This window comes from Phenylobacterium sp. (assembly GCF_016793285.1).
Lineage (GTDB): Bacteria > Pseudomonadota > Alphaproteobacteria > Caulobacterales > Caulobacteraceae > Phenylobacterium.
The window spans coordinates 1-10,211 of sequence record NZ_JAEUMO010000218.1 but is presented as its reverse complement, the minus strand read 5'-3'; the positions used below and the strand labels follow the sequence as shown (position 1 = coordinate 10,211).

13 protein-coding genes are annotated in these 10,211 nt (G+C 72.4%); 7 read left to right on the top strand and 6 right to left on the bottom strand.

Annotated elements, in window-relative coordinates:
• A partial coding sequence (locus JNL41_RS19275) for a hypothetical protein (protein ID WP_293477779.1) occupies positions 1-651 on the top strand: 651 nt, incomplete at its 5' end.
• Between the two features lie 36 nt (positions 652-687).
• On the opposite strand, the gene JNL41_RS19270 is transcribed toward JNL41_RS19275, so the two are convergent.
• Together JNL41_RS19270 and JNL41_RS19265 are read right to left on the bottom strand one after the other, a co-directional pair.
• Positions 688-1,098, bottom strand: a complete 411-nt coding sequence (locus JNL41_RS19270) for a MaoC/PaaZ C-terminal domain-containing protein (RefSeq protein ID WP_293477777.1) — start codon at positions 1,096-1,098, stop codon at positions 688-690.
• A gap of 3 nt (positions 1,099-1,101) precedes the next feature.
• Positions 1,102-1,641 carry a MaoC family dehydratase N-terminal domain-containing protein gene (locus JNL41_RS19265; RefSeq protein ID WP_293477775.1) on the bottom strand — a complete coding sequence of 180 codons (540 nt, stop codon included), beginning with the start codon at positions 1,639-1,641 and terminating at the stop codon, positions 1,102-1,104.
• A gap of 104 nt (positions 1,642-1,745) precedes the next feature.
• Here JNL41_RS19265 and JNL41_RS19260 point away from each other — a divergent pair, with 104 nt between their 5' ends.
• Positions 1,746-2,288 carry an NTP transferase domain-containing protein gene (locus JNL41_RS19260; protein WP_293477773.1) on the top strand — a complete coding sequence of 181 codons (543 nt, stop codon included), beginning with the start codon at positions 1,746-1,748 and terminating at the stop codon, positions 2,286-2,288.
• Here the strand turns inward: JNL41_RS19260 and JNL41_RS19255 are convergent.
• On the bottom strand, positions 2,254-3,564 hold the full coding sequence (locus JNL41_RS19255; protein ID WP_293477771.1) for a citrate:proton symporter: 1,311 nt from the start codon (positions 3,562-3,564) through the stop codon (positions 2,254-2,256). The genes JNL41_RS19260 and JNL41_RS19255 overlap by 35 nt on opposite strands.
• A 75-nt stretch (positions 3,565-3,639) precedes the next feature.
• Between JNL41_RS19255 and JNL41_RS19250 the strand changes: the two genes are divergently transcribed.
• A complete protein-coding gene (locus JNL41_RS19250; RefSeq protein WP_293477770.1) occupies positions 3,640-4,662 on the top strand; it encodes a 2-oxoglutarate and iron-dependent oxygenase domain-containing protein in 1,023 nt (340 codons plus the stop codon).
• A gap of 51 nt (positions 4,663-4,713) precedes the next feature.
• Here JNL41_RS19250 and JNL41_RS19245 read toward each other — a convergent pair whose 3' ends face one another.
• The 3 genes from JNL41_RS19245 to JNL41_RS19235 are packed head-to-tail and all read right to left on the bottom strand — an operon-like array spanning position 4,714 to position 6,412.
• A complete protein-coding gene (locus JNL41_RS19245) occupies positions 4,714-5,535 on the bottom strand; it encodes a hypothetical protein (RefSeq protein WP_293477769.1) in 822 nt (273 codons plus the stop codon).
• A 32-nt stretch (positions 5,536-5,567) separates the two neighbouring features.
• Entirely contained in the window at positions 5,568-6,077 is a 510-nt protein-coding gene (locus JNL41_RS19240; protein ID WP_293477768.1) for a YdcF family protein, read from the bottom strand.
• A gap of 23 nt (positions 6,078-6,100) precedes the next feature.
• Positions 6,101-6,412, bottom strand: coding sequence for a hypothetical protein (locus JNL41_RS19235; protein ID WP_293477767.1), 312 nt, complete (start codon positions 6,410-6,412; stop codon positions 6,101-6,103).
• Positions 6,413-6,657: 245 nt separating this feature from the next.
• Here JNL41_RS19235 and JNL41_RS19230 point away from each other — a divergent pair, with 245 nt between their 5' ends.
• The 4 genes from JNL41_RS19230 to JNL41_RS19215 are packed head-to-tail and all read left to right on the top strand — an operon-like array spanning position 6,658 to position 10,206.
• A complete protein-coding gene (locus JNL41_RS19230; RefSeq protein WP_293477766.1) occupies positions 6,658-7,794 on the top strand; it encodes an ABC transporter permease in 1,137 nt (378 codons plus the stop codon).
• Complete coding sequence (locus tag JNL41_RS19225; RefSeq protein WP_293477764.1) at positions 7,791-8,615, top strand: ABC transporter ATP-binding protein; 825 nt, start codon at positions 7,791-7,793, stop codon at positions 8,613-8,615. The genes JNL41_RS19230 and JNL41_RS19225 overlap by 4 nt, the downstream gene beginning before the upstream one ends.
• On the top strand, positions 8,615-9,580 hold the full coding sequence (locus tag JNL41_RS19220; protein WP_293477762.1) for an MlaD family protein: 966 nt from the start codon (positions 8,615-8,617) through the stop codon (positions 9,578-9,580). Before JNL41_RS19225 ends, JNL41_RS19220 begins: the two co-directional genes overlap by 1 nt.
• On the top strand, positions 9,577-10,206 hold the full coding sequence (locus tag JNL41_RS19215; protein ID WP_293477760.1) for an ABC-type transport auxiliary lipoprotein family protein: 630 nt from the start codon (positions 9,577-9,579) through the stop codon (positions 10,204-10,206). The genes JNL41_RS19220 and JNL41_RS19215 overlap by 4 nt, the downstream gene beginning before the upstream one ends.
• Positions 10,207-10,211: the final 5 nt, after the last annotated feature.

Genomic DNA, 10,211 nt, shown 5'->3' with positions numbered 1-10,211 from the left:
ATCCCGACACCGATGGAGGACGCCAGCCTGCCGCATGTCGCCTCGCCCGACGTCCACGTCGACGAGGCCGGCAAGCGGATCGTCATGTACTACCACGGCCTCGCCGAGTTCGGCGTCCAGCGCACCCGCGCGGCGGTCTCGAAGGACGGGGTGAACTTCGAGGCGGTGGACGGCCCCACGCTGGGGCCCGCCTACATGCGCCTCTTCCACCATGGCGGCTGGACCTACGCCATGGCCATGCCGGGCCAGTTCCTGCGCACGAAGGATCCGCTGACGCCGTTCGAGAAGGGCCCGACGCTGTTCGAGCCGAACCAGCGGCACAACGCGGTGCTGGTGCGCGGCGACACGCTGCACATCTTCTGGACCCGGGTCGGCGACGCGCCCGAGCGGATCTACGCCTCCACCCTCGACCTGCGGGGCGACTGGATGGCCTGGAAGGCGAGCGAACCGGTGGAGGTCCTGCGCGCGGAGCGGCCGTGGGAGGGCGCGGACATCGCGCCGGCTCCATCGCTCCGCAGCGCGATCAACCGCGAGGTCAACCAGATCCGCGACCCGGCCATCTTCCAGGACGGTGGCCGCACCTACCTGCTCTACGCCGTGAAGGGCGAGCACGGCCTGGGCGTCGCGGAACTGACGCTGCCGAAACCCTGACGGCGGCGCTCACGCGCCGCCGCGGATCGCAGACGCCTACGGATCGACCCGGGCTTCGGCGTAGCCCGACAGCACCTCGACGCCGTTCTGGTTCTTCGTCGAGACGTCGAACTTGGCGATGCCGTCGGCCACCTCGGTCACCGTCGCCGTCGAGTCCAGGGTGTCGCCCGGCCAGACCTGGCTGGTGAAGCGCACGCCGTACTTGGTCAGGCGCGCGTCGCCGACGAGGTCGGTCAGCATGCGCCCGGTCATGCCCATGGTCAGCATGCCGTGGGCGAACACCGCGGGGTAGCCCGCGACCTTGGTGGTGAAGATCTCGTCGGTGTGCAGCGGATTGTAGTCGCCCGAGGCGCCCGCGTACTGGACGATCTGGGTGCGCTTCAGGTCGTCGACCAGGCGCGCGGAGTGGACGTCGCCCACCTTCAGCTTGGCAGCGGAAAGCGCCATGGATCAGGCCTCCTCTTTCTTGCCAGCCGCAGAGGGGGCCGGCTGTTCGACGGGGCGCTCGGTGCGCACGCCGACGCCGCGGGCGGTGACCACCAGTTCGCCGTTCTGGTCGCGGTACTCGGTGACGCTCTCCGAGAACACCAGCTTGCCGGAGCGCTTGCCCTCCTTCTCCCAGGTCTTGCCCGGGAAGGTCGTGGCCGTCAGCACGTCGCCGGCGCGCAGCGGGCGGTGGTACTCGTAGTGCTGCTCGGCGTGCAGGCCGCCGCCGCCTCCGCCGCCGCCGCCGCCGCCGCCGCCGGGCGCGCGGGTGATGCCGGTGGGGTTCTTGCCCGAGCCGAACCAGGGCTGGCCGATCTTCGGCCGCAGGAAGTAGTCGGGGTCGAACTGGGCGGACGACTGCACGAACGTCGGCGGGGCGATGATGCCGCCGGCCTCGGTCGTCTTCGCCGCTTCCGCGTCGTAGTAGACCGGGTTCGGGTCTCCGACGGCGCGGGCGAACATCATGATGTGCCCGGCCTCGATAGGAAATGTCTTGGCGGCCATACGCGCCCTCCCTCTCTGTTCTCGGCTGTGAAATACCGTTCCTTCCAAAAGAGGCGGTCAGAGCGGCGCTCGTCAACCGGCCTTCGACATGGCAGAGCGCAAGGATGACGCTAGGGGCGGCGATCCTCACCGGCGGCGCCTCCTCGCGGATGGGCGCCGACAAGGCCGCGCTCGGCTGGGGCGGCCGGCGCGCCGTCGACCGCGTCGCGGCCCTCGCGCGGGCGGTCAGCGCGTCGGTGGTGGTGACGGTCGGCGGGCGCGACTACGGCCTGCCCGACGTCGCCGACGCGGGCGGCGGCCCCGCCGCGGGGGTCGTGGCCGGCGGGCTGGCGCTGGCGGCGCGGGGCTGCGGGCGGATGCTCGTCCTGGCCGTGGACGCTCCGACGCTGCGGCCGGAAGACCTCGCGCCCCTGCTGGCCGCCGATGGCGCCGCCGTGGCCTACGAGGGACTGCACATGCCGCTGGTCGTCGACCCCGCGGCCCTGCCCGCGGAGCCGCCCGGCGGCGCGCTGGGGCGGATGCTGGAGGCCATCGGCGTGGCGCGCCTGCCCTGCCCGCCCGGCGCGGCGCTGCGTCTGCGCGGCGCCAACACCCCTGCCGAGCGCGAGGTCCTCATGCGCGAAGAGGAAACACGCCGCCGATCATAGCCGCGGCCGCCAGCACGGCGCAGGTCGCCAGCGCCCAGCGCAGGGTGAACTTCTGGTGCTCGCCGAACTCCACGCCGGCCAGGCTCACCAGCAGGTAGGTGGACGGCACCAGCGGGCTCAGCAGGTGGAAGGGCTGGCCCACCAGCGCGGCCGAGCCGATCGCGGCCTTGCCGATGCCGTAGTGCCCGCCCGCCTCGGCCAGCACCGGCAGGACGCCGAAGTAGAACGCGTCGTTGGAGACGAAGAACGTCATCGGCAGGCTGAGCGCCGCGGTGATCGAGGCCATGTAGGGGCCCATCCCCGGCGGAATCGCCGCCAGCAGGCTCTTCGGCATCGCCTCGACCATGCCGGTCCCGCCGAGGATGCCCGTGAACACGCCGGCGGCGAAGATCAGCCCCGCCATCGCGATCACGTTCGGCGCGTGCGCGGCGATCCGGGCGCGCAGGTCGGCCGGGTGCGGGTAGTTGATCAGGCCCGCCACCGCGAACCCGCCCATGAACAGCGCCGGCAGGGGCACGACGCCCGCCACGAGCGCCACCAGCAGGCCCGCCGTCAGCGCCGCGTTCACCAGCAGCAGCCGCGGCCGCCGCGCCGCCCGCTCCGACGAGACGGTGAACCCGGCGTCGAACGCCACCGGCTCGAACGCGATCGCGCCCAGCCTGCGCCGCTCATGCCGCCCATAGAGCCACGCCAGGACCAGCAGCCAGGCGATCGCCACGCCCATCGCCGGGATCATCGGCTGGAAGATCGCGCCCGCGTCGACCTGCAGCGCCGCCGCCGCCCGCGCCGTGGGCCCGCCCCACGGCGTCAGGTTCATCACACCGCTCGAGAGCATGATCAGGCAGGCCATGATCCGCGGATCCAGGCCCATGCGGACGTAGAGCGGCAGCAGCGCGGCGACCGTCACCATGTAGGTCGTCGACCCGTCGCCATCGAGCGAGACGACCACCGCCAGCACGACCGTGCCGATCACCACCCGCACCGGGTCGCCGTGGACCACCGCCAGCAGCCGCCGCACCACCGGGTCGAACAGGCCGGCGTCGATCATCAGGCCGAAGTAGAGGATGGCGAACATGATCATCACGCCGGTCGGCGCGATCTTCGTCACGCCCGCGAGCGCCATGGCGCCGAGTTCCAGCCCGTGGCCCGCCACGAGGCCGAACGCCACCGGGATCAGGATCAGCGCCACGAGCGGCGCCAGGCGGCCGCTCATGATCAGCGTCATGAACGTCGCCACCATGGCGAAGCCCAGCAGCGCCAGCAGCCCCTCGCTCACGCGTTCCCCTCCCCGTTTGCCTGAAGGGACCACGGCGGCCGTGATCGCGGCAAGCCGGCGGGCTATGGTGCGCGCGTGACCGAGACCCTACCCGTCATCGACATGGCCGCCCTGTTCGACCCGGGCGACACGGCCGGGCGCGCGCGGGTGGCGTCCGAGATCGCCGCGGCCTGCCAGGCGCACGGGTTCTTCTACCTCGTCGGCCATGGCGTGACGGCGCCGGTCCTGGCCGACCTCGAAGCGCAGAGCCGCGCCTTCTTCGCCCTGCCCGCCGAGCAGAAGATGGCGATCGCAATGGCCCGGGGCGGCCGGGCCTGGCGCGGCTGGTTCCCCGTCGGCGGCGAACTCACCTCGGGGCGGCCCGACCTCAAGGAGGGCGTCTACTTCGGGACCGAGATCCCGGCCGGCGATCCGCGCGCCCACCTGCCGATGCACGGCCCGAACCTGTGGCCGGCGGAGCCGGCCGGCCTGCGCGCCGCCGTCGCCGCCTACATGCAGGCTGCCGCCCGCGCCGCGGCGGCGCTGATGGAGGGCGTGTCGCTGAGCCTCGGACTCGACGCCGATTGGTTCGCCCGCGCTTACACCGCCCGGCCGACCATCCTCTTCCGCATCTTCCACTATCCGGCGGCGGGCCCGTCCGACGTCGACTGGAGCCGGTCGTGGGGCGTGGGCGAACACACCGACTACGGCCTCCTCACCCTGCTCGCGCAGGACCGCCATGGCGGGCTGCAGGTCAAGGGGCCCTCGGGCTGGATCGAGGCGCCGCCGATCGAGGGCGCGCTGGTCTGCAACATCGGCGACATGCTGGAGCGGCTCACCGGCGGGCGGTTCAGGTCGACGCCGCACCGGGTGTTGAACCGCTCGGGCCAGGACCGGCTGTCGTTCCCGCTGTTCTTCGATCCCGACTTCACCGCGCGGATGCAGCCGCTGCCGATGGCGACGGAGGCGCGCGCCGCCGAGCGCGCCGGCCGCTGGGACGGGGCCAGCGTCCATGACTTCGAGGGGACCTATGGCGACTACCTGCTGGGCAAGGTCGCCAAGGTGTTCCCGGCCCTGGTCGACTCCGCGCTCGGTCGGGACGAACCCGCGTCCTCATGACAATGGCCGGGAACGGCAGCCTCGCCCGGACCAGGCCAGGCGCCGAACCGCCTAGTAGCGCGGCCTGGTCGTGACCGGGGCGCCGGGGTCGGGCGCGACCGGCGGCGTGTACACGGGGAGCGGCGGCGCAGGGTCGGCGGCGGGCGCCGGCGGCGGCAACGCCAGCACCGGCGCAGTGAGCGCCTCCTCCGTCGCGGCGGCGGCCGTCGGCGACGCGGGGCGGCGCGGCGACGGCGCGGGCCGGGCCGGCGCAGCCCGGGCCACGGTCGACGGGCGCCGGGGCGCAGCGGCGGCCGTCGCGGGCGGCTGCGACACGGCGGTCTCGGGCGGCGCGATCTCGGCGACGGGCGGCGCGGGCGGGCTCGCGACGACGGCTGGCGACGGCGCGGGCGGCGCGGCCTGCCGGCCCTGCGCGAACAGCCAGGCCAGGCCCGCGAGCCCGCCCAGCCCGACGATGGCGGCCGCGATCGCCGGGATCGGCGAGCGCCGGCGCGCCTTGGGCCGCGCGCGCAAGGGCGGCTGCACGATCACCGTCGCGACCTCCACCGCCGGCCGCGACCGGGGGATCGGCTGCTCGGCCGGCTCCGGAGCGATCCCGGCGGGCGCGGGCGCGGGCGCAGGCGGCGGAGCAGCGCGGGGCGCCTCGATCGGGAGGCCCGGGAACGCGGGACCTGCGCCGGTGGGCCGCGTGAACACCGGCGTGATCGTCGCGGGCGTGATCGTCGTGGGTCGCGGCTCCGGCCCGGCCGGAGGCTCGGGCGCGCGCGGCGCGTCAGCCGTCGCCCTGGGGAGCGGGCCGACGCGGAACGGCGCCTGCGGCATCTTCGGCCAGGCGCTGGCGCGGGCGAAGGGGTTGTCCGGTTCGGAAGCCATCGCCGGGAGCCTCGCGGCCGAGTTGGACAGGACTATGACCGCGGCGCGCGCCGCCGGGTCAGCATGACGGCGAGATTGTGCGGGATCGCCAGGCTCTCGCGCAGGCTCATGCCCAGCCAGCCGTGGACCGGGGCGCCGGCCGGGCCGCGGCGGAACGGTCCGGGGCGGCTGTCGACGCCGTGCAGGTGCAGCAACATGCGTATCCGCGGCACGTGGTAGCCGTCGCTGCAGACGATCACGAAGGGGTGGCCGCCGCGACGCGCCTCGGCCTGGGCTGCGGCGGCGTTCTGGATCGTGTCGAGGCTCGCCTCGTCCAGGATCAGCCGCTCGGGCGCGACACCGCGTTTGATCAGGGCCTCGGCCATGATCGAGGCCTCGGACGGCCCCGGCCGCACCACCCCGCCCGAACAGAGGATCGGCGCGTCGGGATGGAGGCGGGCCGCCTCCAGCCCATAGCCGATGCGGCGCAGCAGCGCCTCGGACGGCGTCCCGTCCGGGCGTATCGCCGCGCCGAAGATCGCGATCAGGGGCGGTGCGCTCACGCCGCCAGAATGCCGGCGGCCGGCTACCCGTTCAACGGCGGGTGATAGGCGTCGATCAGGTCGCGCCGCTCGGCCTCGCGCACCGCGCGCGTGACGTTGAGGCGGGTCAGCACCTGGGCGGTCGCGAACTTCTTCCGCGCGCGTTCGAGGTCGGAGCGCCAGGTCTGGCTGGCCAGGTTGTCGGTCTCGCCCGCATAGACCACCGTCGCCCCGTCCTCGGTGAGTTCGGCGATCACGTAGTTGGCGCCGGCCGGCGGCAGGAAGCGGCTCTCGTCCATCGGCATGTAGCGATAGCGGGCTCCGGAGGCCCCGGCGAAATCGATCTGGCGGCTCACGACGCTGCACTCCAACGCAAGACTCTGAATTGTCCCCCGCCCGATGCTTACCCGGCGGAGTTGGACCAAATCTTGGCCTAGCTGGGCTTTAGTTTGAGCCCTCGGCGAAACGTGGTCTACCGGAACAACCTTCGCCATATGCACGTTGGCCTGCGGCGCCGCCAGGCTCGGCGCGCAGGTCATCGAGGAGGACGATCCCGCACGCGAAGGCTGGACAGCCGCGCCGCACACCGGGACAAGGCCGCATGCAGCACGCCGCCGCATTCCAGATCGACGCTGCGACTGAGCGCCCCACGGCGGTCCTCAGCGGCGACTGGACGACCCACTGGATGGTGGGCGACGGCGCCGACGAGGCGCTGGCCGCCGAACTGGCCGGACGCCGCGACGTGTGGATGGACCTGACGGGCGTGCGCCGGATGGATACCGCGGGCGCCTTCGCCATCGTCAGGGCGGCCGGGCGCCAGGGCTTTTCGATCGAGCGGCTCAAGGCGCGTCCCGAACAGCGCCGGCTGATCGAACTGGTGGACAACGCCATCCGCGTCGAGCCGGTGGTGCGGCCCGAGCCCAAGGGGTTCCACAGCCTCACCATCCGCATCGGCAAGGGCGTGATCGACCTCCAGGCCGAGTTCCTCGACACCATGGCCTTCCTCGGCCACCTGCTGGTGGTGACCGCGCGGATGCTGGCGAACCTCGTGGTCGCGCCGCGGAAGATCCGCTGGGCGCCGATCTTCGCGCAGATGGAGCGCGCCGGCCTGGACGCCATTCCGATCGTGGCGATCACCACCTTCTTCATCGGCGCCGTCGTGGCCCTGCTGGGCGTCAACATGCTGCGGCAGTTCGGCGCCGAGGTGTTCGTCGTCGAACTGATCGGCGTGGCGGTGCTGCGCGAGTTCAACATCGTGATCACGGCCGTCCTGCTGGCCGGCCGCTCGGCCTCGGCGTTCGCCGCCGAGCTGGGCTCGATGAAGATGCAGCAGGAAGTCGACGCGATGCAGGTGATGGGCGTCGACCCGTTCGAGGCCCTGGTGCTGCCGCGGTTCATGGCGCTGCTGATCACCATTCCCCTGCTGACCTTCGTGGCGACGCTGGCCGGCCTTCTCGGCGGCCTGATGGTCACGTGGACGACGCTGGACCTGGGGCCGACGTTCTTTCTCCAGCGCATCGTCGACAACGTCGGCGCGACCCACTTCTACATCGCGCTCTCCAAGGCGCCGGTCATGGCGGGCGTGGTCGCCAGTATCGGCTGCCGCCAGGGGCTGCTCACCGGCGGCGACGTCGAGTCCCTGGGCCGCCGCGTCACCGCCTCCGTCGTGCATGCCATCTTCGCGATCATCATGCTCGATGCGGCGTTCGCCCTCATCTACATGGAGCTCGACCTGTGACCGAGTTCCGCAACGACCCGGCCGACGAGAGCCTGCTGGCCGACGAGGGCCCGGCCATCGAAGTCACCGGGCTCACCTCCGCCTTCGGCGACCACGTCGTGCATGAAGACCTCGACCTCGTGGTCGAACGCGGCGAGATCATGGGCATCGTCGGCGGGTCGGGCACCGGCAAGTCGGTGCTGCTCAACACCATCATCGGCCTGCGCCGGCCCCAGGCGGGGACGATCAAGGTGTTCGGCCAGGAGCTGGACCGCGCGTCGCGCCGCCACTGGAGCGAGCTGGAGCAGAGCTGGGGCGTGCTGTTCCAGGGCGGCGCGCTCTTCTCGAACCTGACGGTGCGCGAGAACGTGGCCGCGCCCATGTTCGAGCACACGCGGATGTCGCGCCGCGAGGCCTACGAACTGGCCGACCTCAAGATCGCCATGGTGGGGCTGCGGCCCGAGGCGGCCGGGCTGAAGCCGGCCGAGCTGTCCGGCGGCATGAAGAAGCGCGCGGGCCTGGCGCGGGCGCTGGCCCTCGACCCCGAACTCCTGTTCCTGGACGAGCCGACGTCGGGTCTCGACCCGATCGGCGCGGCGGCGTTCGACGAACTGATCAAGGATCTCGCCGACAGCCTGGACCTGACCGTGTTCATGATCACCCACGACCTCGACTCCCTCTACGCCATCACCGACCGGGTGGCGGTGCTGGCCGACAGGCATGTGGTCGCCACGGCCACCGTCCACGAGCTCGAGAGATCCGATCATCCCTGGATCCGGGAGTACTTCCTCGGACCGCGCGGCCGCACCGCGCGCGAAGCCCGGATGGGCGAGGACGCCTGATGGAAAGAAACGCCAATTACGCCCTGGTGGGCCTCTCGACGCTGATCCTGACGGTGGCGCTGGCGGTGTTCATCGTCTGGCTCGCCCGGCTGCGCATCAACGCGGAGTATGACCTGTACGACATCGTCTTCCAGGGGCCGGTGCGGGGCCTGAACGAAGGCGGCGAGGTCCATTTCAACGGCATCAAGGTCGGCGAGGTCACCAAGATCGCGCTGGACCAGACGAACCCGCGGAACGTCATCGCCCGCGTGCGGGTGACCGAGGACGTGCCGATCCGCACCGACAGCTTCGGCACGCTGGAGCCGCAGGGTATCACCGGGCTGAACTACATCCAGATCAGCTCGGGCACGCCGACCAAGCCGCTGCTGAAGGAAGCCGACAAGCCGCGCTGCGAACGCCTCGGCCTCGGCCGCGACTGCATCCCGGTGATCCACAGCCAGCGGTCCGCCATCTCCGACCTGCTCGAGGGCGGCGGCACGGTGCTGACGCGCACCATCGAGGCGCTGGACCGCGTGAACCGCGTCCTGTCGGACCAGAACATCAAGACCTTCTCCGCGGCGCTCTCCGACACCCAGGCCGTCACCGCCGAGCTGCGCGAACGCAAGGCGCTGGTCGCCGACCTGCAGAGCGCCGTCCAGCGGATCGACACCGCCGCGGACGAGATCGCCAAGCTCTCCGCATCGACCCGTGGCGTGGTCGAGGGCGACGGGGCCCGCGCGATCAGGAACCTGGCCGACGCCGCCGACGAGGCCCGCGCCGCCACCAAGGACGCCCGCGCCATGATCGCGCGGCTGCAGGGCCCGACCACCGAATTCGCCACCAACGGCCTGCCGCAGGTGACCGCCGCGGTGATCCAGCTCCAGAGCGCGGCCGAGTCGCTGGAGCGGCTGGTCAACGAGGTCCAGTCCAACCCCACCGGCGCGCTCGGCAAGGCCGGCGCCCAAGAGGTGAAGGTGCCCCAATGACGCGCACGACCGCCCTTCTCCGCCTCGCCACGGTCGCGGCCGCGGCCCTGGCGCTCTGCGGCTGCATCTCCCTGCTGCCGAAGACCAAGGAGGCGCACCTGTACCGCTTCGGCCAGCCGCTGGCCGCCGAGGCGCTGACCTCCCCGCAGGGCCAGGTGGGCGTGTTCCGCACCAACGCCACCTTCCAGCGCGAGTCGGCCGGCGACCGGCTGCTGACCATCACCAACGGCCACGTCGCCTACATCGCCGAGACCCGCTGGGTCGCGCCCGCCGCCGTGCTGTGGGACGAAGCCGTCCTGGCGGCGTTCGACGCGGACCACGGCCCCGTGCGGCTGATCTCGCGCGGCGAGCCGGCGGCCGCCGACTACGTGCTGCGACTGGACGTCCGCAACTTCGAAGCCCGCTACGAGCGCGGACCGAAGGCCGCGCCCACCGTCATCGTCCGCGTCCGCGCCGCCATGACCCGCGGGACCGACCGCAGCGTCGTCGCCGAGCAGATCTTCGAAAAGCGCGTCAGCGCCGCCGACAACCGCGTCGGCGCGATCGTGCCGGCCTACGATCGGGCCGTCGCCGAGGTGCTGAGGGACGTCGTGGCCTGGACCACCGCCCAGGCAAAGCCCACTTAGCCTGC

Bases quoted from the DNA above. Each gene is read 5' to 3' on its own strand.
- JNL41_RS19270 (WP_293477777.1), bottom strand. From the start codon at position 1,098: ATGGCGCTTTCCGCTGCCAAGCTGAAGGTGGGCGACGTCCACTCCGCG.
- JNL41_RS19265 (WP_293477775.1), bottom strand. From the start codon at position 1,641: ATGGCCGCCAAGACATTTCCTATCGAGGCCGGGCACATCATGATGTTC.
- JNL41_RS19260 (WP_293477773.1), top strand. From the start codon at position 1,746: ATGACGCTAGGGGCGGCGATCCTCACCGGCGGCGCCTCCTCGCGGATG.
- JNL41_RS19245 (WP_293477769.1), bottom strand. From the start codon at position 5,535: ATGGCTTCCGAACCGGACAACCCCTTCGCCCGCGCCAGCGCCTGGCCG.
- JNL41_RS19230 (WP_293477766.1), top strand. From the start codon at position 6,658: ATGCAGCACGCCGCCGCATTCCAGATCGACGCTGCGACTGAGCGCCCC.
- JNL41_RS19220 (WP_293477762.1), top strand. From the start codon at position 8,615: ATGGAAAGAAACGCCAATTACGCCCTGGTGGGCCTCTCGACGCTGATC.
- JNL41_RS19215 (WP_293477760.1), top strand. From the start codon at position 9,577: ATGACGCGCACGACCGCCCTTCTCCGCCTCGCCACGGTCGCGGCCGCG.